Source organism: Streptomyces sp. NPDC104581 (genome assembly GCF_055583685.1).
Genome location: NZ_JBVJNN010000007.1, coordinates 175784 through 200482, shown reverse-complemented (window position 1 = coordinate 200482; position 24699 = coordinate 175784). Strand labels below are relative to the sequence as shown.

At 72.3% G+C, this 24699-nt stretch carries 26 protein-coding genes and 6 tRNA genes; 11 read left to right on the top strand and 21 right to left on the bottom strand.

What is annotated here, in order from left to right:
* Positions 1-51: 51 nt before the first annotated feature.
* Positions 52-123 (bottom strand) — tRNA-Val (locus tag ACZ61E_RS09160).
* Positions 124-177: 54 nt separating this feature from the next.
* On the bottom strand, positions 178-636 hold the full coding sequence (locus tag ACZ61E_RS09155; RefSeq protein WP_469698896.1) for a TIGR02611 family protein: 459 nt from the start codon (positions 634-636) through the stop codon (positions 178-180).
* Between the two features lie 190 nt (positions 637-826).
* Here ACZ61E_RS09155 and ACZ61E_RS09150 point away from each other — a divergent pair, with 190 nt between their 5' ends.
* Together ACZ61E_RS09150 and ACZ61E_RS09145 are read left to right on the top strand one after the other, a co-directional pair.
* Positions 827-1240 (top strand): SsgA family sporulation/cell division regulator, encoded by a 414-nt coding sequence (locus tag ACZ61E_RS09150; protein WP_078078286.1) that lies wholly within the window; start codon positions 827-829, stop codon positions 1238-1240.
* Between the two features lie 207 nt (positions 1241-1447).
* Positions 1448-2005, top strand: coding sequence for a CGNR zinc finger domain-containing protein (locus ACZ61E_RS09145; RefSeq protein WP_469698895.1), 558 nt, complete (start codon positions 1448-1450; stop codon positions 2003-2005).
* A 3-nt stretch (positions 2006-2008) separates the two neighbouring features.
* Here the strand turns inward: ACZ61E_RS09145 and ACZ61E_RS09140 are convergent, their stop codons facing one another.
* Together ACZ61E_RS09140 and ACZ61E_RS09135 are read right to left on the bottom strand one after the other, a co-directional pair.
* Positions 2009-2161, bottom strand: a complete 153-nt coding sequence (locus ACZ61E_RS09140) for a hypothetical protein (RefSeq protein ID WP_203233637.1) — start codon at positions 2159-2161, stop codon at positions 2009-2011.
* Between the two features lie 128 nt (positions 2162-2289).
* On the bottom strand, positions 2290-2751 hold the full coding sequence (locus ACZ61E_RS09135; RefSeq protein ID WP_469698894.1) for a hypothetical protein: 462 nt from the start codon (positions 2749-2751) through the stop codon (positions 2290-2292).
* A gap of 205 nt (positions 2752-2956) precedes the next feature.
* On the opposite strand from ACZ61E_RS09135, the gene ACZ61E_RS09130 reads away from it, so the two are divergent.
* On the top strand, positions 2957-3469 hold the full coding sequence (locus ACZ61E_RS09130) for a DsbA family protein (protein WP_469698892.1): 513 nt from the start codon (positions 2957-2959) through the stop codon (positions 3467-3469).
* 22 nt (positions 3470-3491) lie between these two features.
* Here ACZ61E_RS09130 and ACZ61E_RS09125 read toward each other — a convergent pair whose 3' ends face one another.
* The 3 genes from ACZ61E_RS09125 to ACZ61E_RS09115 are packed head-to-tail and all read right to left on the bottom strand — an operon-like array spanning position 3492 to position 6252.
* Entirely contained in the window at positions 3492-4331 is an 840-nt protein-coding gene (locus tag ACZ61E_RS09125) for a GNAT family N-acetyltransferase (RefSeq protein WP_469698890.1), read from the bottom strand.
* Positions 4332-4374: 43 nt separating this feature from the next.
* Positions 4375-5196 carry an aminotransferase class IV gene (locus ACZ61E_RS09120; RefSeq protein ID WP_469698888.1) on the bottom strand — a complete coding sequence of 274 codons (822 nt, stop codon included), beginning with the start codon at positions 5194-5196 and terminating at the stop codon, positions 4375-4377.
* Entirely contained in the window at positions 5197-6252 is a 1056-nt protein-coding gene (locus tag ACZ61E_RS09115) for a chorismate-binding protein (RefSeq protein WP_469698886.1), read from the bottom strand.
* Between the two features lie 179 nt (positions 6253-6431).
* On the opposite strand from ACZ61E_RS09115, the gene ACZ61E_RS09110 reads away from it, so the two are divergent.
* The 5 genes from ACZ61E_RS09110 to ACZ61E_RS09090 all read left to right on the top strand — a co-directional run bounded on the left by ACZ61E_RS09110 (position 6432) and on the right by ACZ61E_RS09090 (position 6876).
* Positions 6432-6504, top strand: a tRNA-Gly gene (locus ACZ61E_RS09110).
* Positions 6505-6540: 36 nt separating this feature from the next.
* Positions 6541-6614: transfer RNA gene (locus tag ACZ61E_RS09105), tRNA-Cys, on the top strand.
* Position 6615: 1 nt separating this feature from the next.
* Positions 6616-6687, top strand: a tRNA-Val gene (locus tag ACZ61E_RS09100).
* Positions 6688-6707: 20 nt separating this feature from the next.
* A tRNA-Val gene (locus tag ACZ61E_RS09095) sits at positions 6708-6779 on the top strand.
* Positions 6780-6804: 25 nt separating this feature from the next.
* Positions 6805-6876: transfer RNA gene (locus ACZ61E_RS09090), tRNA-Val, on the top strand.
* 68 nt (positions 6877-6944) lie between these two features.
* On the opposite strand, the gene ACZ61E_RS09085 is transcribed toward ACZ61E_RS09090, so the two are convergent.
* The 4 genes from ACZ61E_RS09085 to ACZ61E_RS09070 form a co-directional block, all read right to left on the bottom strand.
* Positions 6945-7238 carry a TFIIB-type zinc ribbon-containing protein gene (locus ACZ61E_RS09085; RefSeq protein ID WP_469698885.1) on the bottom strand — a complete coding sequence of 98 codons (294 nt, stop codon included), beginning with the start codon at positions 7236-7238 and terminating at the stop codon, positions 6945-6947.
* A gap of 68 nt (positions 7239-7306) precedes the next feature.
* Positions 7307-8311: a phosphotransferase family protein gene (locus tag ACZ61E_RS09080; protein WP_469698883.1), complete on the bottom strand. Its 1005-nt coding sequence runs from the start codon at positions 8309-8311 to the stop codon at positions 7307-7309.
* Between the two features lie 244 nt (positions 8312-8555).
* Complete coding sequence (locus ACZ61E_RS09075; protein ID WP_469698882.1) at positions 8556-8762, bottom strand: hypothetical protein; 207 nt, start codon at positions 8760-8762, stop codon at positions 8556-8558.
* Between the two features lie 187 nt (positions 8763-8949).
* A complete protein-coding gene (locus ACZ61E_RS09070) occupies positions 8950-9207 on the bottom strand; it encodes a hypothetical protein (protein ID WP_469698881.1) in 258 nt (85 codons plus the stop codon).
* Positions 9208-9412: 205 nt separating this feature from the next.
* Between ACZ61E_RS09070 and ACZ61E_RS09065 the strand changes: the two genes are divergently transcribed.
* Positions 9413-10672 (top strand): serine/threonine-protein kinase, encoded by a 1260-nt coding sequence (locus ACZ61E_RS09065; RefSeq protein WP_469698939.1) that lies wholly within the window; start codon positions 9413-9415, stop codon positions 10670-10672.
* Between the two features lie 24 nt (positions 10673-10696).
* On the opposite strand, the gene ACZ61E_RS09060 is transcribed toward ACZ61E_RS09065, so the two are convergent.
* The 9 genes from ACZ61E_RS09060 to ACZ61E_RS09020 form a co-directional block, all read right to left on the bottom strand.
* Positions 10697-11518, bottom strand: coding sequence for a TrmH family RNA methyltransferase (locus tag ACZ61E_RS09060; RefSeq protein ID WP_469698879.1), 822 nt, complete (start codon positions 11516-11518; stop codon positions 10697-10699).
* Positions 11511-12764, bottom strand: coding sequence for a uroporphyrinogen-III C-methyltransferase (gene cobA, locus ACZ61E_RS09055; RefSeq protein WP_469698877.1), 1254 nt, complete (start codon positions 12762-12764; stop codon positions 11511-11513). The genes ACZ61E_RS09060 and cobA overlap by 8 nt, the downstream gene beginning before the upstream one ends.
* A 211-nt stretch (positions 12765-12975) precedes the next feature.
* A complete protein-coding gene (cobT, locus tag ACZ61E_RS09050; protein ID WP_469698875.1) occupies positions 12976-16479 on the bottom strand; it encodes a nicotinate-nucleotide--dimethylbenzimidazole phosphoribosyltransferase in 3504 nt (1167 codons plus the stop codon).
* Between the two features lie 336 nt (positions 16480-16815).
* Positions 16816-18036, bottom strand: a complete 1221-nt coding sequence (gene cbiE, locus ACZ61E_RS09045; protein WP_469698873.1) for a precorrin-6y C5,15-methyltransferase (decarboxylating) subunit CbiE — start codon at positions 18034-18036, stop codon at positions 16816-16818.
* Positions 18037-18240: 204 nt separating this feature from the next.
* Complete coding sequence (locus ACZ61E_RS09040) at positions 18241-18891, bottom strand: GNAT family N-acetyltransferase (protein ID WP_469698872.1); 651 nt, start codon at positions 18889-18891, stop codon at positions 18241-18243.
* Positions 18892-18995: 104 nt separating this feature from the next.
* Positions 18996-19856, bottom strand: a complete 861-nt coding sequence (locus ACZ61E_RS09035; RefSeq protein ID WP_469698871.1) for a MetQ/NlpA family ABC transporter substrate-binding protein — start codon at positions 19854-19856, stop codon at positions 18996-18998.
* Positions 19857-19936: 80 nt separating this feature from the next.
* The gene (locus ACZ61E_RS09030) at positions 19937-20605 is read right to left on the bottom strand and encodes a methionine ABC transporter permease (protein ID WP_469698869.1); all 669 of its coding nucleotides are present in this window, start codon (positions 20603-20605) and stop codon (positions 19937-19939) included.
* Positions 20602-21711 (bottom strand): methionine ABC transporter ATP-binding protein, encoded by a 1110-nt coding sequence (locus tag ACZ61E_RS09025; RefSeq protein ID WP_469698868.1) that lies wholly within the window; start codon positions 21709-21711, stop codon positions 20602-20604. Before ACZ61E_RS09025 ends, ACZ61E_RS09030 begins: the two co-directional genes overlap by 4 nt.
* Positions 21712-22175: 464 nt before the next feature.
* Entirely contained in the window at positions 22176-22823 is a 648-nt protein-coding gene (locus ACZ61E_RS09020) for an HAD-IA family hydrolase (protein WP_469698867.1), read from the bottom strand.
* Positions 22824-22928: 105 nt separating this feature from the next.
* On the opposite strand from ACZ61E_RS09020, the gene ACZ61E_RS09015 reads away from it, so the two are divergent.
* Together ACZ61E_RS09015 and ACZ61E_RS09010 are read left to right on the top strand one after the other, a co-directional pair.
* On the top strand, positions 22929-23288 hold the full coding sequence (locus tag ACZ61E_RS09015; protein ID WP_469698866.1) for a hypothetical protein: 360 nt from the start codon (positions 22929-22931) through the stop codon (positions 23286-23288).
* A 2-nt stretch (positions 23289-23290) separates the two neighbouring features.
* Positions 23291-23746 (top strand): hypothetical protein, encoded by a 456-nt coding sequence (locus ACZ61E_RS09010; RefSeq protein WP_469698865.1) that lies wholly within the window; start codon positions 23291-23293, stop codon positions 23744-23746.
* Between the two features lie 50 nt (positions 23747-23796).
* Here ACZ61E_RS09010 and ACZ61E_RS09005 read toward each other — a convergent pair whose 3' ends face one another.
* Positions 23797-24300: a GNAT family N-acetyltransferase gene (locus ACZ61E_RS09005; RefSeq protein WP_469698864.1), complete on the bottom strand. Its 504-nt coding sequence runs from the start codon at positions 24298-24300 to the stop codon at positions 23797-23799.
* Between the last annotated feature and the right edge of the window lie 399 nt (positions 24301-24699).

The following is a 24699-nucleotide window of genomic DNA, read 5'->3' as shown; positions in this document are numbered from 1 at the left end:
GAACGACCGATGCCCCGGAGACGGTGAAGTCTCCGGGGCATCGATTCCGGGTGGGCGATACTGGGTTCGAACCAGTGACCTCTTCGGTGTGAACGAAGCGCTCTCCCACTGAGCTAATCGCCCGGACGCGGGGCCAACATTACCCCATGTCAGCCGACGGTCCGGACCGCTCCGCGGTCACTCGTCGATCTTCCAGGGCATGGTCAGCCCGAACTCCCAGAGGTAGATCCCGACCAGCACCGCGATGATCACCAGACCGGCCGTGGTGAGGATGATGTTGCGCCGCCGGACCTTGGGATCGAGCGCCTTCTGCGCCGCTTCGGTGACTTTGCGTCGCGTCCATCGGAGCACCAGCTGGGCCCAGACGAATTCGGTCGCCCAGATCGCCATGCCGCCGAAGATCACCAGCCAGCCGGGGCCGGGCAGCACCAGCATCGCCGCACCCGCCACGACGACCGCGAGGCCGACGACGAACACCCCGACCTGCCAGCTCATATGGAGCGTCTTCGAACTCTTGATGAAGCCCGGAGCGCGCGAGCCGAGCTCACGCTCCGCCAGTTCGCCGGTCAATTCCCCAGCGGATTTCTCTGCCGTCGGCACGACGACATCCCCCCGCCCGTCACTCTCCGCATGCATGCCGCCCAACCTACCCGAAGCCGAGTCGTCACCGGAATGGCGGCATAAGCCGAAGTTACGCACCGCTGTACGAGCTACCTGAAGGATCACAAAACAGACAGAGGGGTTTACAACGACACCGTAGGTGGCATGTCGATTTCGCCGACGTGCGAATCCCCGAGCGCACACTGAGCGAAAGGCCCTGGCGCTTATGAACACCACGGTCAGCTGCGAGCTGCACCTGCGCCTCGTTGTATCGAGCGAGTCCTCACTGCCTGTACCCGCGGGCCTGCGGTATGACACGGCCGATCCCTATGCCGTGCACGCCACCTTCCACACCGGAGCCGAGGAGACGGTCGAGTGGGTGTTCGCCCGCGACCTTCTGGCCGAGGGGCTGCACCGGCCCACCGGCACCGGCGACGTCAGAGTCTGGCCCTCACGCAGCCAGGGCCAGGGCGTCGTCTGCATCGCGCTCAGCTCTCCGGAGGGGGAAGCCCTGCTGGAGGCACCGGCGCGAGCCCTGGAATCCTTCCTCAAGCGAACCGACGCGGCGGTGCCACCCGGCACCGAGCATCGCCACTTCGACCTCGACACCGAGCTCTCCCACATCCTGGCCGACAGCTGAGCCAGCCCGAGAACTGCTCGGCGCCGTCCGACTCGGGGAGACGGCGCCGTGCGGACAACCACATACGGCGGAGAGCGACGCCGTCGCCGCGGAACCACCGCGACGACGGCGTCGCCGCGCTCACGGGCCGGGCACGACCGGCGAGACACCCCCTAGGATCTGCGGAACCCGGCGGGCACCGGTCCGCAGCAGGCCAGGGAGCCAATCGTGCAGATCCCCCACGACACCCGCATCGCCCTCGAGACCGTCGTCAGTCTCGTGAACACGGTCCCCGAGGCCGGCGGCGCGGACGGGCTCGCCGATGTCGAGGCCCTGTACGGCTTCGCACGGACCCACCGCGTGAGCGGCGTGGGAGAACTCGGCCCCCGCGATCTGCGGGCCGTACAGGAGGTGAGGACGCGCCTCGCCGACGTGTTCGCCGCACCCGGCCCCCGTGAGGCGGCCGAACTGATCAACCGGCTGGTCGCCGCCGCGGGCACGACCCCGCAGCTGACCGATCACGACGGCTACGACTGGCACGTGCACTACTTCGCACCGGACGCGTCGGTGGCCGACCACCTCGCCGCGGACTGCGGCATGGCGCTGGCCTTCATCGTGGTGGCGGGCGAACAGGAGCGGCTGCGCCGCTGCGAGGCGCCGGACTGCGGGCACGCCTTCGTCGACCTGTCGCGCAACCGCTCCCGCCGTTACTGCGACAGCCGCACCTGCGGCAACAGGCTCCACGTGGCCGCCTACCGGGCACGCCGCAAGGAAGCGGCCGGCTGAGGGTCACAGGAGGAACAGATCGTGGACCGCCGCCATCAGCAGCAGGGTCCCGATCACCGCCAGGAAGATCATCAAGGGCGGCTGGGAGAGCGCGAACAGACAACCGCGCGGCTCTTCGGTGGGTGCGGGATTTGTGCCCCGTGAGGTATCGAGCATCTCGGGGTGATCATGACGCAGGCCGCAGTCCGCCGGTCAACCAACACGCTTCCCGGCGGGGCGAGTTCGTCAGATTCCCGGCAAACGTCCACCCCCTGAGACGGACCGCGCCCCGGGAGCCTCCCCGGTCAGATGCCGTGCTTCTTCAGAATGGCCTCGACATCGCTGAAATCGTCGGCCGGGTCGGCGGCGGCGGGCTTCTTCGCCTTGCCCGCCTTCGGCTGCGCGGCGGGGGCCGCGGAAGCGCCCAGCGAGGGCGCGGAGGCCGCCGGGGCGACCGCGTCGCGCTGGGCGGCCCTGTTCGCCGCCCTGCGTTCCTTACGGCTGCCGACGCCCGCTCGCCGCTCCACCATCCGTGTCGTCAGGAAGAGCAGCCAGGAGAGCCCGAGCAGTCCGACACCCACCCACGCGGTCGGGCTGAACGCCTTGTCGGCGAGCCACTGGACCACTCCCGTCATCACGAGCGCGACCGGCACCAGTGAGTACGCCGCGATCCTGGTCGCCGCCAGGAAGCGCTTGCGGTAAGCGGTGATCGCCGCGATGCCGAGTCCGGCAGCGGACACCGCGGAACAAATGGTCTCGGCAATCATCCGGTCCTCCAGGCTGGGCGCCGTCGTCGGTGGGGGCGGTTGTCGTCGCGCGTGCCGGCCGGGGCCGACATGCCGACGCTTCCATCCTGCACCTCCCGGCGGGGTGGGGGCCACGGTGGGGAGGGACCTCAGGGAGATCTCCGGGGTCGTCCTCCTCCCCAGGTCCCGGTCGGGAGCGGGTGCGGGGACCTGGAAGACTGGCCCCATGAGTGACTCCCCCATCGCCGGCCCCGTCGTCCTCGACGTCTGGTGCGAGCTCCAGTGCGCCGACTGCCACACCGCGCTGGCCGATCTGCGCGCGCTGCGGGCGCGCTACGGCGACCGGCTGGACATCAGGCTGCGGCACTTCCCGCTGGACAAGCACCGGCACGCCTTCGCCGCCGCGCAGGCTGCCGAGGAGGCGGTCGAGCAGGGCCAGGGCTGGGCGTACGCGGAGGCCGTGCTGGCCCGCCACGCGGAGCTGGCCGAGCGGGGCGAACCGGTGCTGCTGGAAGTCGCCCGCCGACTCGGCCTGGACGACGAGGAGTTCGACACCGCGCTGATCGACGGCCGGCACACCCTGATCGTCGACGCCGACCAGGCCGAGGGCAAGGCGATCGGCGTGACCGGCACCCCCACGTATGTCATCGGCGGCGAGCGGCTCGACGGCGGCAAGAGCCAGGACGGGCTGCGCGAGCGGGTCGAGGAGATCGCCGACCGGCTGCTCGCCGGGGTCTGACAGCCACCGCCCCGGCGTCGCCTCAGAGCAGGGGCTTGAAGAGGTTGCGGTGCGTCGTCACATAACCGAGGGACTCGTAGAGGCCGATCGCCGGGGCGTTGCCCGCGAAGACGTGCAGCCCCAGGGCGCCGGTTCCGGTGGCTCCGGCGATCCGCTCGGCGTGCAGCATCAGCGCGCGGCCGTATCCCTTGCCGCGCTGCTCCTCGGGCACCTCCACGTCGTAGACGAACGCGACGACCGCACCGGGGCTCAGCTCCCGCCTGCCCACCCACACATGGCCGACCACCGCTCCGTCGTGGACCAGGACGTCGATCGAGGTGCCGGGGCTGGCGAGGCCGTTCGGCAGGAGCTCACGGCGGCTGGACTCGGCCTTGGCCCGAGCCTGCTCCTCCGGCAGACCCCGGTCGGTCCAGCTCCGCCGGAAGCCGTCGAACGAACTCTCCGCCCAGCGCGCGTACTCCGTCTCGTCCATCCGTCTGCCCACGAGTCCGGCCGGCAGGACCGGCGGCTCCCGGTCCAGCTCCTTGAGCATGTTCCTGCTGCGCTCGGTGTGGCCCAGGGACTCCAGCAGCCGCAGCGCGCCCTCGGCCTCGGCCGGGACGGACGCGACCACCTGGCCGCAGCCCCAGCCGCGCAGGACCTCCTCGGCGGCCAGGACGGCGATCGTGCCGCGACCCCGGCGCCGGTCCGCCTCGTCGATCCGCAGCCGGCTCAGCACACCGGCGGGCGTGCCGAACGCGCCGTCCGTACCGAGCTCGATCACGCCGACGGCACGGCTGTTGTCACACACCTCGTAACCGCGTGACACCGTACCGTCGTCGGTCCTCTGAAGCGGCCCGGCCGGCCGCAGGGTCGTGGTCATCAGAGGAGTTCTACCCACCCGGCGGGCCCCACGTCATCAGGTTTCACGGATCGATGTCGCCCGCCGAGCGCTCCTCGAAGACGCGCATGGCCTTGGCCGTGACCGGGCCGGGCGCGCCGGGCAGCTCGCGGCCGTCGATACGGTGGACGGCCTGCACGTCGCGCAGCGACGACGTCACGAAGATCTCCTCGGCACGGTCGAGCGCGTCGAACGGCAGCCGGGTCTCGTGGGCGCCGGTCCACTCCACCGTCAGCGCCCTCGTGATGCCGGCCAGGCAGCCCGAGGAGAGGGGCGGGGTGTGGAGCCGGCCGTCGAGTACGACGAAGACGTTGGAGCCCGTGCCCTCGCACAGGTCCCCCACCGTGTTGGCGAACAGCGCCTCGGAGGCGTCCTGTTCACGCGCGGCGGCGAGCGCGACGACGTTCTCGGCGTACGACGTGGTCTTGAGCCCGGTCACCGCGCCGCGTTCGTTGCGTGTCCAGGGGACGGTGATCACCGCGGTGGTGTCGGACCGCCGCCGTGTCTCCCCGACGGCCACGACCAGGGTGGGGCCGGCGTCGCCGCGGTCGGAGCCCAGCGGCGACAGACCGCCGGTGAAGGTGATCCGCAGCCGGCCCAGGTCCACCGGGTTGGCGTCCAGGACGGCGGCGCAGGCCGCGCGCACCTCGTCGTGGTCGGGGTCGGGCAGTCCGAGTCCGCGCGCCGAGCGGGTGAGCCGGTCCAGGTGCCGGGTGAGGGCGAAGGGCCGCCCCTGCACGGTCTTCACCGTCTCGAAGATTCCGTCACCCACGGTCAGCCCGTGGTCGAGCACGGAGACCCGCGCGGCGTCGGCCTCCCGCAGTCCGCCGTTGACCCAGATCATCATCTAGCCGGTCCTTCCCGTCGCTTCGTACACTCCCGACGCTACCGCCAGCAGACGCGATGCCTTGAGTTCCGTCTCCTGCCACTCCCGCTCGGGGTCGGATCCCCAGGTGATGCCCGCGCCCGTGCCGAACCGGACGACGGGTCCGTGCGGCGGGTCCCGCTCGATCCAGAACGTCCTTATCCCCACGGCGAGTTCGGCCGTGCCTCGGTCGGCGTCGACCCAGCCGATCGCGCCGCAGTACGGCCCGCGAGGGACGGTCTCCAGCGCCTGGATGATCTTCAGCGCGCTCGATTTCGGCGCGCCGGTGACCGATCCGGGCGGGAAGGTCGCGGCCAGCAGTCCGGGCCAGCCGGCACCCTCGGCGAGTTCGCCGCGCACCGTCGACACGAGATGGACGAGTCCGGGGTGGGGCTCGACGGCGCAGAGGGCGGGCACGGTCACCGATCCGGTGGCGCAGACACGGCCGAGGTCGTTGCGGACCAGGTCCACGATCATCACGTTCTCGGCGTGGTCCTTCTCCAGCAGGTCGGCGGCGGTACGGCCGGTGCCTTTGATGGGCCCGGACTCGACGGTGCGGCCGGTACGCCGGAGATAGAGCTCCGGGGAGGCGGTGGCGATCTCCACACCGTGGGCGGGCAGCCGGATCGTGCCGGCGTACGGGGCGGGGTTGCCGCGTGCCAGCAGCGCGGTCAGCGCGTCGACGTCGGCCGAGTCCGGGTCGGGCAGCGGGGCCGTGAGGACCCGGCAGAGATTGGCCTGATAGACCTCGCCCGCCGCGATGAGCTCCCGCACGCGCCGTACGCCTGAGACGTACGCGGCGCGGTCGAGCGACGACGTCCAGTCGCCCGTACCGGGGCCCCGCCACTGCCCCGGTACGGGCTCGGGCACCGGTTCGCGGCGCACGTCGCCGAAGCGGGCGCAGGTGGGACGGCCCTCGAAGTCCATGGCGACGGCCCAGAAGCCGGTGGAGTCCAGGGCTTCCGGGTCACGCGTGACATCGCGCAGATCGGTGGCGACGAGGTCACCGAAGCGGGCGAGCGGAGGGAGGTCGGGCACGGTGGTGAGTCTAGGACGGCTCACGGGACGCTCCACTGAAGTGTCACCAGGGCGCCGTGCGGGTACCGCAGTGTGAACGCACGGCAGCACGCTGCACAAACGCGTTTTTGTACTGGCCCCGTAATCCGCTAGAGTTCACCACGTCGCCGGACCACGAGTCGAGGACCGGGAAACGGCACGCGGACGTAGCTCAGTTGGTAGAGCGCAACCTTGCCAAGGTTGAGGTCGCCAGTTCGAACCTGGTCGTCCGCTCGAGTGGGGGGATCAATTCCCGGCCCCCGTACTCCTGGTGGAGTGGCCGAGAGGCGAGGCAACGGCCTGCAAAGCCGTCTACACGGGTTCAAATCCCGTCTCCACCTCCAAGGACGATTAGCTCAGCGGGAGAGCGCTTCCCTGACACGGAAGAGGTCACTGGTTCAATCCCAGTATCGTCCACTGGATCCACCTGGATTCCCGCGCGATTAGCTCAGCGGGAGAGCGCTTCCCTGACACGGAAGAGGTCACTGGTTCAATCCCAGTATCGCGCACGCAGTACACACGCGGGGTCACCCTGCGCGATTAGCTCAGCGGGAGAGCGCTTCCCTGACACGGAAGAGGTCACTGGTTCAATCCCAGTATCGCGCACAGCCCGAAGCCCCCGGCCGGAGAAGGCCGGGGGCTTCGTCGTGTGTACGGGGTGCCGCAAGGGCCGCTCAGGACGAGAAGAGCATCCGGCCGAAGCCCTTCTGGCGGTGGTGGCCGCCGTGGTGGCCCCCGTGATGACCGCCGTGCGGCGCGCCCCACGCGGGAGCGGGCGCGGCGGCGGGGTAACCGCCGGGGGCCGGGGGCGGGGGCGGGGCCTGCTGTCCCCACTGCGCCTCAAGACGGGTCAGGGACTCCAGCTCGCCGTAGTCGAGGAAGATCCCGCGGCAGCCGCTGCACTGCTCTATCTGGACACCGTTGCGGTTGTACGTATGCATCGCTGCATGGCACTTGGGGCACTGCATGGGTCTGGTCAGCTCCTCGCCGGTCGGTGGGCACCGCCGGAATGCCTCCCGGCGACGGTCGGTTCACCTTACGACGGGGGTCCCGCCGCCAACTCCGTTGTGAGTGTGGCGATTCGGGTACAGGTCTCGATCATCGTCGCCTCCACCTCGTCCGGTTCACGGCCCTGCTCGGCCGCCTTCGCGACGGCGAGCGCCGCGGTCTGGACGGTGAGGGCGCGGGCGGGGACGTCGAGCCGGGGCCAGGGGTCGCCGTCGGCGGGTACGGCGGGCCCGCCCGCCGCCCGGTAGGCGCCGAGGAAGCGCCGCCACTCGTCGGGGGCCAGCAGTCCCGCGGCGTACCAGGCGGCCGGGCGGGCCAAGTCCCAGGCGGCGTCGCCGAGTCCGAGGTCGTCCACGTCGATCAGCAGCCAGGGGCCGTCCGCAGCGGGGTGCCGTACGAGCTGGCCGAGATGGAGGTCGCCGTGGCACAGGGAGCCTCCGGCGGGTGCGGGAGCCTCGCCCCGGGCCCAGCCGGGCAGCCCCGACCAGGCCCGCTCGACATCGGCGGCGCCGGGGCGAGGTCCGGCGGCCCGCATCCGGGAGAGGGCCTGTGCGGCCTTGAGCGGGCCGCGCGTGGGAGGAAGGGCCGGGGGAGCGAGTGCGGCGGGCGGTACGGCGTGCAGCAGGGCCAGGAGGGTACCCGCCGCCTCCCAGGGCGCGTGGTGGGGCCGGTCGGGGTCGACGGGGGTGCCGTGGGGCCAGACGGTGACGAAACGGCCCGCGACGGGCGGGGTGGTCGCGGGGAGCGGTGGGAGCAGGATGCCGGCCAGCAGGGGGTGCGCGGCGACGGCGAGCCGGGCGCGGTGTCCCGCCGGGTCGGTGCCGGGGGCGTGGGCCTTGGCGACGGCGGCCCCGTGGCGTACGACCACGGCGTCGGCCCGGTCGGCCAGCACGGTCTCCTCGGCCCCGCAGGTGCCGCAGGCACCCGGCGGCGCGGCCGGCGGGCCGGTGTCCGGGTGCGCGGCGTGCCGGGCGGCGCGGGTGAGCGCGCGTACGACGGACGTGTTCGTGGCTGCGCTGGCGGATGTGGTCACGGCGGTGTCCCCCGGTGCGGTCTGTTCCCGCCGGGAGCCTACGCGGCCGGGGTGGGCGAGCGGCCCGGAAAGGGTTCGGCGAACGGGTCCGGGACGGCTCCGGGAAACGGGTCCGGACAGCGCGATGGCCGGTCAGCTCCCCAGCTGACCGGCCAAACGCTGCCGTCCGCCGCACCCCCGTCCCCACGGGGTTGTTGGCCGGATGTCGGAGGTTCGGGCCGCTCTCCCGAACCTGGGACGCCGCTCAGCGCCCCAGCATCACGCCCACGGACGACGCCTGTGTGACCACTGCTTCCCAGCCGCCGAACACGACGACCAGCAGGGCCGCGAGAGGGAGGACCATGGCGGTGGCCACCAGGGGGTGACGCGAACCCCGGTTCCGCCCGCCGAACGCGTCGAACGCCCCGCGTCCCTGCGTGCGGGTCATCGCTCGCGATGCCGTGTCGGCCATGGTCCTTCTCCCGTCATGTCTGGCAGCGGCGAGTGTCTGACCTCGGGGGACGAGTGCTGCACTCGCCGCTTGAGACAACATTAGGTACGCGCCGGGCCCGGGTCGTCATGCCCGCGTACCGATTGCCGGGCCTCCCGGAGGATGAGCGGTACCCCCCTCGCGTACTCCCCTGGGTGGAGAGGCGCTGTCAGCCCTTGGGGTCTTCCCGGAGGGGACGCTCCGAGAGGTCCTCCCTGGGCACTGGCTGTTCGACCAGAGCGAGCACGTGTGTGGCCATGAAGCGCGCCGTGCGCACCACCGAGCCGTTGCGGGTGACTTCACTCACTTCCACCACTCCTCGACGCACCGCCGTCTCCACCCGGCGGCCTGCCCGACTTGCCACGACTTCGTACGTACGCGTCGTGTCACCCGCGTCCACCACTATCTCCACGCGGTCACCCTTCATTGATCCAATCCCCCTTCTGCGACCGACCATTGAGATCTCGCACGGGCCCGAGGACCTTGGATCCGCGGTCCTCTGACCACCCCTCAAGTTTCTCACCCGGCACTGACAATCGATCGGTTCGTGAGGGCGCGGCCTATGAGCGCCCACGGGCGCGGGTACGTAAGCTGTGCCACGTCACACGGACGACCGGGCAGCGGGGATGGACATGGCGATGATGCGGCTCCGGCGCGAGGACCCGCGTGTCGTCGGTTCGTTCAGGCTGCACAGGCGGCTGGGCCAGGGCGGCATGGGCGTCGTGTATCTGGGTTCCGACCGGCGTGGCCAGCGGGTCGCGCTGAAGGTGATCAGGCCCGATCTCGCGGAGGACCAGGAGTTCCGTTCGCGGTTCGCCCGCGAGGTCTCGGCGGCCCGGCGGATCCGGGGCGGGTGCACGGCCCGGCTGGTGGCCGCCGATCTCGACGCGGACCGGCCGTGGTTCGCCACCCAGTACGTTCCGGGGCCCTCGCTGCACGACAAGGTGGCCGAGGACGGGCCGCTGTCGGCCGCCGAGGTCGCCTCCGTGGGGGCCGCGCTCTCCGAGGGACTGCTCGCGGTGCACGAGGCGGGGGTCGTCCACCGGGATCTGAAGCCGTCGAACATCCTGCTCTCCCCCAAGGGCCCGCGCATCATCGACTTCGGGATCGCCTGGGCGACCGGGGCGAGCACCCTCACACACGTGGGTACGGCCGTCGGATCGCCGGGCTTCCTGGCGCCCGAACAGGTGCGCGGTGCGGCGGTCACCCCGTCGACCGACGTCTTCGCCCTCGGCGCGACGCTTGCCTATGCCGCGACGGCCGACTCGCCCTTCGGCCACGGCAGTTCGGAAGTCATGCTGTACCGCGTGGTGCACGAGGAGGCGCAGCTGTACGGGGTGCCGGACGCGCTGGCGCCGCTGGTGCGGGCCTGTCTGGCCAAGGACCCCGAGGAGCGGCCGAGCACCCTCCAGCTCTCGATGCGGCTGAAGGAGATCGCGGCACGAGAGGCGCAGGGACTGCCGGACGGACGGCCGCCGGCGCAGCGGGAGCGGCCCCGGCAGGACGTGGCGACGGGGCGGATCCCGGAGCGTACGGCGCGGATGCCCCAGCGGGGCGAGCGGCCGGACCGGACCACCCACGGCCGCACGGCGGACGGGCCGGACTCCCGGGAGCGGGGCTCCCGCGGTTCGGCTCCGCGCACGGGCGGCGGTGCCGGTCCGGCTCCGCGTACGGGCGGCGGCGGGCGGCCGACCAGGCCGCGTGACGGCGCGCGTACGGGTGCGCGCACTGGTGGCCGGCAGGGCGGCAGCAGGCCCGGGGCGCGTACGACGTCGGGGGGACGCGGTGGACGCAGGCCGGCCAATCCGCGTCTGCTGCGGCAGCGGCTGATCGTGTTCGTGGTGGTGACGCTGGTCGTCGCGCTGGGGATCGCGGCGGCGCAGAAGCTGTAGGAGCAGGTCGGGTCCGGGGCCGCGTCAGGCCCGGGGCCGCGTCATGTAGAAGGCGACGGCCGAGGTGGCGGCGACGTTGAGGGAGTCGACGCCCGCGTCCATCGGGATGCTCACGCGCAGGTCGGCGGCGGCGAGGGCGCCCGGGGTCAGCCCGTCGCCCTCGGTGCCGAAGAGGAGCGCGAGTCTGTCGTGACGGCGCTCCGCCAGTTCGTCGAGGGTGATCGCGTTCTCGTCCAGGCACAGGGCCGCGGTGACGAATCCCGCGTCGCCCAGCAGGTGGGCGTCCCTCGGCCAGGACTCCAGCCGGGTCCAGGGGACCTGGAGGACGGCGCCCATGGACACCTTCACGGCCCGCCGGTAGAGCGGGTCGGCGCAGCGCGGGGTGAGGAGGACGGCGTCGACGCCGAGCGCCGCGGCGTTGCGGAAGGCGGCGCCGAGATTGGCGTGGTCGACCATGTCCTCGAAGACGACGGCGCGGCGCGCCTTCCTCAGGAGGTCGGCGGGTGGCGGCAGGGGCTTGCGGCCCATGGCGGCGAGCGCGCCGCGGTGGACGTGGTAGCCGGTGACGCGTTCGGCGAGGTCCGGTGCCACCTGGTAGACGGGGGCGGCGCTCGCGTCGATGACGTCCCGCATGACCTCCGTCCACTTGGCCGTCAGCAGCATGGACCGCATCTCGTAACCGGCGGCCACAGCGCGGCGGATGACCTTCTCGCCCTCCGCGATGAACAGGCCCTCGGCGGGTTCGCGCCGGCGGCGCAGTTCGACGTCCGTGAGGTCGGTGTAGTCGGTGAGGCGGGGGTCTGCGGAGCCGCCGGGCGACGCCTCGACGGTGACGATCTCAGCCACGGCCGGGACCGCCGCCGTCGCCCGAACCACCGGCGTCACCCGGGCCGACCGCGACCACGTCGCCGATGACGATGACCGCCGGGGGCCGCACGTCACCCGTGCGGGCGGCTTCGGCCGCCGTTTCGAGTGTGGCGTCCACGCGCCGCTGCGCCGCCGTGGTCCCTTCCTGGATCAGCGCCACGGGGGTCGACGGCGACTTTCCGTGGGTGATGAGGGTCAGGGCGATGGCGCCGATCTTGTCCACGGCCATCAGCAGGACGAGCGTGCCGCGCAGTCTCGCGAGCGCGGACCAGTCGACCAGGGAGCGCGGGTCGTCGGGCGCCATATGGCCGCTGACCACGGTGAACTCGTGCGCCACGCCCCGGTGGGTGACGGGGATACCGGCGGCGCCGGGCACGCTGACGGAGCTGGAGATACCGGGGACGACCGTGCAGGCGATGCCCGCCTCGGCGAGCGCCTGGGCCTCCTCCATGCCGCGTCCGAAGACGAACGGGTCGCCGCCCTTGAGCCGGACGACCGCCTTGCCCGCCCTGGCGTGCTCGATCAACGCGTTGTTGATCGCCTCCTGGGCCATGTAGCGGCCGTAGGGGATCTTGGCGGCGTCGATCACCTCGACGTGCGGCGGGAGTTCGTCGAGGAGGTCGCGCGGGCCGAGACGGTCGGCGATGACGACATCCGCCTCGGCGAGGAGCCGCCTGCCCCGTACGGTGATCAGCTCCGGGTCGCCGGGCCCGCCGCCGACGAGAGCGACGCCGGGGGTCCTGGTGCGGTGCCGGGGGGCGACGAGACTGCCGTCGCGCAGGCCCTCCACGATGGCGTCGCGCACCCCGGCGGAGCGTCGCGGATCGCGGCCGGTGAGGACGGCGACGGTCACGCCCTCGCTGCGGCCGGTGGCCGGGGTCCAGGCGGTCGCGGCCTCGGCGTTGTCGCTGCGTACGCACCAGGTTCTGTTCCGCTCGGCCTCGGCGGACGCGCGGGTGTTGGCCTCGGTGTCGCTGGAGGCGATCAGCACGTACCAGGCGTCGCTGAGGTCGCCGTCGGCGAACGGGCGGCGCTCCCAGCGGAGTTCACCTGCGTCGGCCATGGCCTCGACGGAAGGCGTGGCGGAGGGCGACACGAGCACGATGTCGGCGCCGGTCGCGATGAGGGCCGGCAGCCGGCGCTGGGCGACCTGGCCGCCGCCGACGACGACGACGCGCCGCCCGGCCAGACGGAGTCCGACGGGGTAGGCGGGATGCTCGGCCATGGTGCTGCGGGCTCCTCTGGGGACGGTACGGGTGAGGTGTTGAGGTGGGGAAGAGGCTGGTGGGGCGCGGTTCCAGCTTAGATGGCGGCGTGGGTGGCGGGCGGCGGAGCTCTCCCCCGCCCCGGCGCCGGAGGTCCCGCCCCAGGGCCCCGTACGGCCTTCGGCCGTGCCCTCGAACGCCGGGCGGGCCGGGACCGCCCGCCCGGTTCGGCTACTTCTCCGTCACACCCGCCGAATCGAACGTCGCCACCTCGTGCATCGCCCGCGCCGCGCTCTGCACCACCGGGAGCGCCAGCAGGGCGCCGGTGCCCTCGCCGAGGCGGAGATCGAGGTCGACCAGGGGCCGCAGGCCCAGTTTGTTGAGCGCGGCCACATGGCCCGGTTCCGCGCTGCGGTGGCCCGCGATGCAGGCGGCCAGCGCCTCGGGGGCGATCGCGCGGGCGACCAGGGCCGCCGCTCCGGCGCTCACACCGTCGAGGATGACCGGTGTGCGCAGCGAGGCGCCGCCCAGCAGGAACCCGACGAGCGCCGCCTGCTCCAGACCGCCGAAGGCCGCGAGGACACCGATCGGGTCGGCGGGGTCGGGCCGGTGGAGTTCGAGACCACGGCGGACCACGTCGATCTTGCGCGCGTGCATCTCGTCGTTGATGCCGGTGCCGCGGCCGGTGACCTCGGCGGGGTCGGCGTCCGTGTAGACCGAGATCAGCGCGGCGCAGGCCGTGGTGTTCGCGATGCCCATCTCCCCGGTGAGCAGGCCCTTGTTGCCCGCCGCCACCAGATCGCGGGCGGTCTCGATGCCCACGTCGATCGCGGCCAGCACCTCTTCGCGGGTCAGCGCGGGCCCGGTCGTGAAGTCGGCGGTGCCCGCGCGGACCTTCCGGGGCAACAGACCGGGTGTGGCGGGCAGTTCGCCGGCGACACCGACGTCGATGACACAGACCTCGGCGCCTACCTGGTTCGCGAAGGCGTTGCAGACGGCTCCCCCGCCCAGGAAGTTGGCGACCATCTGGGCCGTCACCTCCTGGGGCCAGTGGGTGACACCCTGCGCGTGCACCCCGTGGTCGCCCGCGAAGACGGCGACGGCCGCGGGCTCGGGGATCGGCGGCGGGCACATCCGGGACAGACCGCTGAGCTGCGCGGAGATGATCTCCAGCATGCCGAGCGCGCCGGCGGGCTTCGTCATCCGCTTCTGGCGCTCCCACGCCTCGCCGAGCGCCTTGGCGTCGAGCGGGCGGATCCCGGCGATCGTCTCCTTGAGGAGGTCGTGCGGCTCCTCACCGGGCAGGGCCCGGCGGCCGTACGTCTCCTCGTGGACGACCCAGGACAGCGGGCGGCGCTTGGACCAGCCGGCCTGCGCCAGCTCGGGCTCCTCCGGGAACTCGTCGACGTATCCGACACAGAGGTACGCCACGACGTCCAGGTGTTCGGGCAGACCGAGCGCGCGGACCATCTCGCGCTCGTCGAAGAAACTGACCCAGCCGACGCCGAGCCCTTCGGCGCGGGCGGCGAGCCACAGGTTCTCGACGGCGAGGGCGGAGGAGTACGGCGCCATCTGCGGCTGCGTGTGGCGGCCGAGGGTGTGGCGGCCACCGCGCGTGGGGTCGGCGGTGACGACGATGTTCACCGGGGTGTCGAGGATGGCCTCGATCTTCAGTTCCTTGAACTGCTTGGCCCGGCCCTTGGGGAGGGACTTGGCGAAGGCGTCGCGCTGGCGCTGGGCCAGTTCGTGCATCGTCTGCCGGGTCTCGGCGGACCGGATGACCACGAAGTCCCAGGGCTGTGAGTGGCCGACGCTGGGAGCGGTGTGCGCGGCTTCGAGGACGCGCAGCAGCACCTCGTGCGGGATGGGGTCGGAGCGGAAGCCGTTGCGGATGTCGCGGCGTTCGCGCATCACGCGTAGAACGGCCTCGCGCTCGGCGTCGTCGTAGCCGGGGGCGGGGGGTGACGCGTCGTCGGCGACGGCGGGGGGCTGCGGCTCGGCGTCGGGCACGGGGGCCGGTGCCGGTTCCGTCACGGGGGCGGCGGCGGCCACCGGCTCGGGGGCGGGTGCCGGTACGGGCTCCGCCTCCGCCACGGGCTCGGGGACCGCTACGGGCTCGGGCTCCGGCGTCGGCTCCGGTTCCGCCTGTGCGGACTCAGGCTGCGGGGGCTGTGGCTCGGCGGGTGCGGGGGTCTCCGCGTCCGCACCGGACAGCGCTATCGGCTCGCGCTTCTCCTCGGCCTCGACCGGCTCCACCGGGTCGGCGGGGTCGGCGGCGGGGGACTCGTCCACGACCACCGCGTCGGGCACGGGGAGCGGCGCGGGGGCGGGCTCCGCTACCGGCTCCTCGGCCACCGGCACAGGCACCGGCTCGGGAACCGGCTGCGCCTCGGGCACCGGCTGCGCAATCGGCTCGGGCGCGGGCGTCTCTCCGGCCACCACCTCGGGCACGGGCACGGGTTCCGGCTCCGCCACCGCTTCCTGTACGGGCTCGGGCTCCGGCGCGGGCGCCTCGACCGGCTGCGGGGCGAACGTCGGTCCCCCCTCGGGGACGACCGTTTCCGCCGCAGCCTCCGCCACGACCGCGGGCTCCGCGACCACCTGGGGCTCGGCGACCGCGACCGCGGTCTCCGCCACCGGGGTCCCGGGCTGCGGCGGGAGCGAGCCCCACGGGTCCGCGCCCCGCACGGGAATCGCGCCGAGCTGCGGGCCGGGCAGCGCGTCGGCCTCCTCGCGCGGGATGTCCAGATACTCGGGGCCGGTCGTAGGCGGACCCTGCGTCATCACCCGGACGGGGTGCGGCGGCGCACTCGAAGGGCCGCGGTCCGCGAGCGAACGCACCACGCCACCCGTCGGGTCGGGAATCGGCGGACCCATGTGCAGCGGGCGTCGCGCGGGCGGCGGAGTCGGCGCGGGCGTGGCGGTCGGGACCCGTACGGCCCCGAGGTCGACCGAGCCCGAGTCGCGGCCACCGGTCTCGTGCGCGCCCGGCTCGTGCGCGGGCGCGGGCGCCTTCTGAACCGCCGGTGCGGGCGCCTCCTGAGCGGGCTGCGGTGCGGGAACTACCTGCGCCGGCTCCGCTGACGGCTCGGGTGCCGGTGCCGGTGCATCGGCGGCTTCCGCCGGGGGCGTCGGCACGGCGTCCGGGACGGGCTCAGGGGCCGGTTGCGCCACGGCGTCCGGGACCGGGCTCTGCACGGGGACGTCCGCCGGGGCGTACGCCTCGGGCGCCACGGCGAACTCGGCCTGCCGCGCCACGGGCACGGCGGGGTGTGCAGGCTGCGCGGCGTGCACGGGCTGCGCCTGCGCGTACGCCACGTCCGGCGCCGGGTACTCGGGCGTCGGCTGATACGGCGTCTGCCCGTTCCCCGAGGGGTCGGTCTGATAGTCGGCCTGGTACTCGGGCTGCGAGTAGGCGGCGATCTGCGACTGCGGCACCGACGGTGCCTGCGGCGCGTACTCGGCCTGTGCCGTCTGCTGCGGGACATGCCCCACGGGGACGGGCTCCGGCTCCGGCACGGCATAGCCCGCCGACGCGAGCGGATCGGCCGGGGGCACGGGCTGCGGATCGCCCCAGGCACCCTGCGAACTCGGCATCAGCAGAAGGTCGTCGTCCTCGGGAGCACCGTCGGAGGGGCCCAGGTAGGCGTAGGAGCCGGCGGGGTCGCCCGGCTGCTCCACCATGCCTGCGTTCTCCGGCTGCCCCTCGCCCGGGACCTGGCCGGTGTCAGTCATGCGTACCCCTCGCCCATTGGTTGTGCTCCTTCGGCCCTTCGACCGGGGCGCCCGATTCGGCGGCGCGTCCGGCGCCCGTCAGTGTCAACGAGCGTGGGCGCCGCGCGGCACGAGTCGAGCCGCGGCCCGCACGTATTCTCGCGGCCCTCCGGCGCCGACACACGGAGATCCGCCGCGGCTTGCTGTGGGCTGCGCCACGTCGCGCGTCCCCCGGTGCAGCCGTACCACATGGGGGTCCAAAACGACCCACTTTTCCGGACATTGACGAACGAAGCGACGAACGACCGGCTGCGGTACAACGATCGGTCAGCCTACCTCGCACCTCTGACAACAGGGTCAGGGGGCGCGGTCCGGCCGCTGACCGGACACCAGGAAAACGACGGCACGTTCGCGTTCGGACCAGGCCCCGGTGTCCATGTCGACGGACTGGAGCAGGACGCACTCCACCGTGTAACCGCCCTCGCGCAGCGCGGTGCTGACGGCCTCGGCCTCGTCCCTCGTCGCCGCGTGCGTCACGATGCGCGCGGGCCTGCGGTCGGCGCAGGCGACGACGACGTCCACTCCCCCGCCGCCGATGCGGACGACGTCGGGCTCGGGCAGGTTCTCCAGGACATGGGGAGCGCGGCCCTCCACGACTTCCAGTTGCACGCCGGCGCGACGGGCCGCGGCGGCGGTGCTCGCGCACGCCCCCGGCTCCGCGTCCACGGCGATCACGGCGGCGCCGAAGCGCCCCGCCTCCGCGGCGAGCGCGCCGCTGCCGGACCCGATGTCCCAGACCAGGTCGCCGGTACGGGCTCCGAGCCGGGCGAGCTGGGCGGCGCGCAGCCAGGTCGACTCGCCCTCGTCGAGGTCGATGCCGTACTCGTCGGAGGGCAGCGCCCAACCTCGCACGGCCGGCGGGTACTCGGCGTCGTGGCCGGCGATCCAGCCGCCCGTCCGGACGGGCGCGGTGCCGATGCCGCCGACGACGATCACCACGTTGGGGTCACGCCAGACGTGGTCGGCGGCCTTGTCGGAGGTGAGGACGGTGACCTGTTCGCGGTCGGTGCCCAGCTCCTCGCAGATCACGAAGGTGCGGTGAACTCCCTGGAGCAGCAGGGCGAGTTCGGCGGGCCCCGCACCCGGGGAGGTGAGGACGGCGACCTTGGTGTGCGCCCGGCACACGTTGACGGCGCGCCGGAGCGTGCGCCGGTGGGCGACCACCACTTGTGCGTCGTCCCAGGGCATTCCCGCGCGGGCGAAGGCGGCGGCCACGGCGGAGACGGCGGGCACGACTTCCACCTCCAGGCCGTGCTCGGGCGCGCGCAGGGTGCGTACGACACCGAAGAACCCGGGGTCGCCGTCGGCCAGTACGACGGCGCTGCCGCGGTGGCCGGCGATCCGGCGGGCCGCGAGGTCGACGCTGCCGAGGCGGATGCGTTCGGCGTCCCGCGGGACTTCCGGCAGGGCGAGATGGTGAGCGGCGCCGGCCACCAGCGTGGCGGCGGCGAGCGCGGACGTGGCCGCGGGCGCGAGGGGTGAGCCGTCCCAGCCGATCACCGTGACGCGGTCGGCCATCGTCGTCAGTCTCCCCAGGAGTCGTGAGGTGGTGTTGTCGCAGGCCGAAGTCGCCGTGGAGCACATGGTGCCGTGAGGGATTCCGCACCGGGGCGGTGCGTGTGAGGGTACCGGTCGGCCGTCGCGCCGTCTGCCCGGGGGCCCCGGGGCGGGCATCGGAGGCCGGAAGCCGGGAGCCGCGGCGGGGTCGCGGCCGGCCCGTGCTCAGTTCCAGTCGGGGTAGGACGAGTAGCCTCCCGCGTCCGCCATGTGATCGGCCACGCCTTCGAGGTCCTCGGGCAGCAGGCTCCAGACGATGAGGTCGGTGCGGATGTCGATCCAGCCCCCGGCCTCCGTCCGGGTACGCGCTATCCACGCGTTGCGCAGGACTCCCTCGCTGATGCAGCCGGCCTTCTGCGCGACCTGCTGGGCCGCGGTGTTGTCGGCGGCGGTGCGCAGTTCGATGCGCTCGAAGGTCTGGTCGCGGAAGAGCCACTGCGCGACGGCGAGCACCGACTCGGTGGCGTACCCCTCGCCGCGCGCCCAGGGAGCGGTGATGTAGGAGATCTCGGTCGCGCGGGTGCGCCAGTTGGTGTTCTGGAGGCGGGCGAGGCCGACGAGGCGCTGGGTGAGGAACTCGGTGACGGCCAGGACCAGTCCGCGTCCCTCGGTGCGTTCGGCCGGGGCGAGCCTGCTCACCCATTCCTCGGCGTCCCGGGTGGTGTACGGGTGCGGCGTCGACGTCCACGCGATGACCGGTTCGTCGTTCATCATCTCGATGTGGGCCGGGATGTCCGCGGCCTCGAACGGGCGCAGCACCAGCCGCTCGGTGCTGATGGAGACGTCCGGAAAGGTGGTGGTCATACGCAGCTCCATGCCTCAGTCCGTCGTAAATGCACAGCATGCAGTATCGGGTGAGCCCCGCACACGCGGGGTGTGCGGGGCTCGTACCGGATTGACGGCCTGGCGGGGCGAGTTGGTTACGCGGGCGGACCGAAGGCGGGCAGGACGGCGCCGTTCTTGTAGGTGTCCTCGATGTACTTCTCCACCTCGGGCGAGTTGAGGAGCTTCGCGAGCTTCAGCACGCGCGGATCCTTCTCCCCGCCCTCCTTGACGGCGAGGAAGTTGGCGTACGGGTTGTCCTCGGTCTTCTCCAGGGCCAGCGAGTCCTCGGCGGGGTTGAGGTCCGCCTCGATGGCGTAGTTGCCGTTGATGACGGCGGCGTCCACGTCGTTCAGTGCGCGGGGCAGTGTGGCGGCCTCCAGCTCCTTGAACTTCAGGCCCTTGGCGTCCTCGACGTCGGCGAGGGTCCCGTTGCCCTCCACACCGTCCGCGAGTGTGATCACGTCGTTGTCGGCGAGGAGCTTCAGCGCGCGGCCCTCGTTGACGGTGTCGTTGGGGATCGCCACGGTCTGGCCGGACTTGAGGGCGCTCAGGTCCCCGACCGTCCTGGAGTAGAGGGCCAGCGGCTCCAGGTGGACGTTGACGACCGGGACGATGTGGGTGTCGTTCTTCTTGTTGAAGTCGTCCAGGTAGGGCTTGTTCTGGAAGTAGTTGGCGTCGACCTCGCCGCTCTCGGTGGCGGTGTTCGGCAGGACGTAGTCCGTGAACTCCTTGACGTCGAGCTTGAGCCCGGCGTCCGCCGCGAGATTGTCCTTGACGAAGTTCAGGATGTCGGCGTGCGGTGTCGGGGACGCGGCGACGGTCAGCGGCTTGGACTCGTCGGCCTCCGCTCCGGCCGCGGACTTCTCCGCGGGGTCGGAGGAGGTGCCGCAGCCGCTGAGGCCGATGGCGAGGGCGGTGGTGGCCGCGGCGGCGGCGATCTTGAGGTGAGTGCGCACGAAGAGTGCCTCTTTCCGGTGTGGGTGGCCGCTCCCGGACAAGGAGTTCGGGACCGGTGGGACATCTGGGGGGCGGCTGCCTACGCCGTACGGGTCCGGCGGGTCAGCAGCCGTACGGCGAGGTCGCCGATCAGCTGGACGGCCGTGACGACGACGATCAGCACGACGACCGTGGCGATCATGAAGCCGTTCTCGAACCGCTGGAATCCGTAGGTGACGGCCTTGGAGCCGAGACCTTCGCCGCCGACCGCGCCGGCCATGGCGGAGTAGCCGATGAGCGCGATGACGGTGGTGGTCGTGCCGGAGACGATCGACGGCAGCGCCTGCGGCAGCAGCACCTTGCGGACGATGGTGGGGATCGAGCCGCCCATGGCCTGGACGGCCTCGACGAGACCGTGGTCGACCTCCCGTATCGCCGTCTCGACCAGCCGGGCGAAGAACGGGATCGCGCCGATGGCGAGCGGCACGATCATCGCGGTGGGGCCGATGAAGGTGCCGACGACGAAGGTGGTGAAGGGGATCAGCGCGATCAGCAGGATGATGAAGGGCAGCGAGCGGCCGATGTTCACGATCACGCCGACGACCTTGTTGACGGGCGTGTTCTGGAGCAGGCCGCCCTTGTCGGTGAGGACGAGCAGGACGCCGAGGGGCAGTCCGCCGACGACGGTCACGAGCGCCGACCACAGCACCATGTAGAGGGTGTCGAGCGTCCCCTGGCTGAGCAGCGGCTGCATTTCGGACCAGGTCACTTGGCACCGTCCTTGGTGAGCGCGGCGGGCTGCCCAGTGGATCCGGCCGGGTCACCGGCCGCGGGGGCGGGGACGGGCACGGCGCCGTCGGCCGGTTCGTCGACGACCCGGACCTGGAGGCCCTGTTCGCGCAGGAAGCCGAGGGGGACGACGTTCTCCTCGAAGGGGCCCGGCAGTTCGACGCGCATCCGGCCGATCTGGCGGCCCGCGACGGTGTCCATCGCCGCGCCGAGGATCGAGATGTCGATGTTGTAGGTGCGCGACAGCTGGGAGATGACCGGCCGGGCGGCGGCGTCGCCGTGGAAGGTGAGGTCGACGACCGTGCTGCCGGGGCCGGTTCCGGCGCCGTCCACGGGGAACAGTTCGTGCGCCAGCCGGGAGCCGGGAGTGGCGAGCAGTTCGCCGACCGTGCCGGACTCGGTGATGCGGCCGTTCTCCATCAGCGCGGCCGAGTCGCAGATCGTCTTCACGACCTCCATCTCGTGCGTGATCAGCAGGATGGTGAGGCCGAGTTGCCGGTTGATGTCGCGCAGCAGTCGCAGGATGGAGCGGGTCGTCTCCGGGTCGAGCGCGCTGGTCGCCTCGTCGGAGAGCAGCACCTTGGGATTGCCGGCCAGGGCGCGTGCGATGCCGACGCGCTGTTTCTGGCCGCCGGAGAGCTGGGCGGGGTAGGACTTGGCCTTGTCGGCGAGACCGACGAGGTCGAGCAGTTCCAGGGCCCGGTGGGAACGTTCCCGGCGGGAGTGGCCGAGGATCTCCAGCGGCAGTTCGATGTTGTCCTCGACGGTGCGCGAGGACAGCAGGTTGAAGTGCTGGAAGACCATGCCGATGGAACTGCGCGCGCGGCGCAACTCCTTGCCGGCCCGCCGGCCGCGCCCGGCGAGCGCGGTCAGGTCGGTGCCGTCCACGGTCACGGTGCCCGCCGTGGGGCGTTCGAGGAGGTTGACGCAGCGGATGAGGGAGGACTTCCCGGCGCCGCTGCGGCCGACGACTCCGAAGACCTCGCCGTCGCGTACGTGCAGGTCGACGCCGTCCAGGGCGGTGACCTCATGGCCGCGCGACCGGCCGGACCGGTAGACCTTTGTCAGGCCCGTAGTGGTGATCACAGGGGGTTTCCGTCACTGTCGGTGCGCGGCACGACGGCCGCGGGGGCATGGGGAGTTGCTGAAGGGACGGGCGGGGGTCCGACGGGACGCGGCGCGGCACGGCCCGTCGGCTCGCGGCGTGGCACGGCCGGTCGTCGTTCCGTGGTGGACGACCGTGCGGCGCCGTGCGCGGGCGGGCGTGGTCCGCGCGCGTGACGTACGACGAGAGGTACGGAACGGCACGACGTACACCGCGTCGCAGCTGTCGGGTCCCGCTTCGGGGCGCGGGACTCAGGCAGGGGCCCTCAGTGGGCGCACATTCGACACAGACAGCGAGCACCGGGCGTCGTGATCGCCTCGGTCGCAAGGGTGCGGCTGCTCGTCGTGGTCATGGCGCAAGTAAAGCAGAAACGGTTCCGCGCTCCGGCCGGCCGTCCGGATACCGGATAGGCCCTCCGGGTCCTGCCGGTGGTGCGGCGGAGCGCTCACACGGCGAGGTCGATTTCCAGCTCCGCGCCTCTGACCTGCACGGATACGGCGGAGAGATCGCCGACGACGGCGTCGGCGGTCAGTTCGGAGCGGTCGTGCGTTGTGGCCAAGGCCACGGTTCTCATACCGGCGGCGGCTCCGGAGCGCAGTCCGGCCGGGGCGTCCTCGAAGACAAGACAGCGGGCCGGGTCGACGCCGAGGCGGCCGGCCGCGAGCAGGAACGGCTCGGGGTCGGGCTTGCCGCGCGTGATGTCGTCGGCGGCGATGAGCGTCTTGGGCCGGATGCCGACCTCGGTGAGCCGGGCCTCGGCGAGGCGCCGGGAGGCGGAGGTGACCACGGCCCAGCGGTCGGCGGGCAGCGCGGCGAGCAGATCGGCGGCGCCGGGCAGCAGGACGACTCCCCCGGCCACGTCCTCGACCTCCAGCCGCTCGATCCGGGCCACGGCCGTCGGCACGGCCGCGGCGGGCAGCAGGTCGGCGACGATCTCGGCGGCGGGGCGGCCGTGCAGCTCCACACGGGCGAAGTCGTCCGCCGAGACGCCGAACTCGCCGGCCCAGCGGGTCCAGCACCGGTACACCGAGGCCATGGAGGAGATGAGCGTTCCGTCGTTGTCGAAGAGGAGGGCGTCGGCGTGGATCTTCATGGGAATCGACCCTACGGCACCGGTCCGGCCGGCCCCCGGCGGCTTCGGCGCGGCCCTCCAGGGGCGAGGGCGGGAGGCTTGTCCGGCCGTAATACTCTCGACGTCATGCTTGTCGCCCTGACGGTCACCATCTCCGTGGCCGCGCTCCTCCTCGCCGCCTGGTGCGGTTTCGCCGCCTACCGGGACCAGCCCACCAAGGACTGGCACTTCATCGGCATGGCCGTGGTCACGGTGCTGGCGCTCGCGCAACTGGTCGTCGGGATCGTTCAGTTGGCGCGCGGCGAGGAGCCGGCGGAGAGTTCGGTGATCTTCGTCTCGTATCTGCTCGGCGCCTTCGCCGCGATTCCGGCCGCGGGGTTCCTCTCCCTCTCCGAGCGGACGCGGTGGGGATCGGTGACGGTCTCCGCGGGCGCCGTGCTCCTCGCCGTGCTCGAAGTGCGCCTGTACGACATCTGGGGAGGCTGAGGGTGGAGACCGGGACCGGGGCCGGGGCGGACACGGCGGGCCGGAACGAGGGCGAGCGGCCCGCCGGGCGGACCCGGCTGGTCCAGGGGCCGGGACTGCTGCTGGTCTGGCTCTACGGGGTGATGTCGGTCGGCGCGGTGTCGCGGACCGCCTTCGAGATCTCCACCAAGTTCGACCGCGCGCCCCTGGCGTACACGCTGTCGGGCATCGCCGCCGTCGTGTACGTGTTCATCACGTACACGCTCGTACGGGGCGGCGAGACGGCGCGTAAGGCGGCGCTGGTGTGCTGCGCGGCCGAACTCGTCGGCGTGCTGACCGTCGGGACCTGGACGCTCGTGGACCCCTCGGCCTTCCCCGAGGCGACGGTCTGGTCGGGGTTCGGCTGGGGCTATGTCTTCATTCCCGTGCTGCTGCCGGTCACGGGGATGCTGTGGCTGCGCAGGTCCCGACGGGGTTGAGCGGCGGGGTGAGCGGGCCGGTGAGGCGTACGCCGTCGCGCCGCCGGACGTCAGGCGCTGGCGACGAAGGCTCCGGGAGCCGCCTCCTTCTCCAGGGTCACCAGCGTGATTCCGGGGCCGGCCACCTCGCTGGCCACCGGCGCGTACCCCTTGCTCCGGTAGAGCCGCAGATTGCCCTCGCTGCGGTTGCCGGTGAAGAGCTGGAAGCGCTTGGCCGCCTCGTCGCCGGCGAAGCTCCCCTCGATCGCGTCGAGCAGCCGGCCGCCGAGACCGTGGTGCCGCATCCGGGGATGGACGATGAGCTTGCCGATCCTGGCCGTGCCCTCGGCGTCGATGACGCCCCGTACCGAGGCGACGACTTCGCCGCCGAGCCTGGCCACCAGCGCGTGGCCGCGGGCGATCTCGTCCTTGAGGTCGTCGAGGGTCTGGGTCAACGGTTCGATGGAGTAGTCACCGTAGAGCTCGGCCTCGCTCTGGTAACACAGGTACTGCAGCTTGAGAATGTGCTCCGCGTCCTGCGCACTCGCCGCTGAGATGGTCACGCTCATGCCCATGTGTGCATGCCTCCCGCTCACCTGCTGCCGCCGGTTGTCTACCGCTCCTTTCCCCGGAGTTCAGGAGCTGCAACCTCTGTGGGGAGCATTCTGCGCAGGCATCACAGGCGCCGGGAATGCGGCGGCCTCAATCTCCGCTGTGAGATACCCAACTCTCCTGTGATTCAGCGGGTGCTGGGGCCACCGGGGGGCGACATCCCAGCCGGTGGGGCGGGGCGGGGGCCAGGTGTACGTTCTGCCGTCCCACGCCCAACTCTGGCCCCGCCACGAACAGTTGTGGGGCGGGGGGGGGGGGGGGGGGGGGGGGGGGGAGGGGGGGGGGGGTGTGGGGGGGGGGGCTGTGGGTGGCGTTAGGGGGTGGGCAGTCGCTTGTTCTGGTTTTTTTTGCAGATGCCTCTA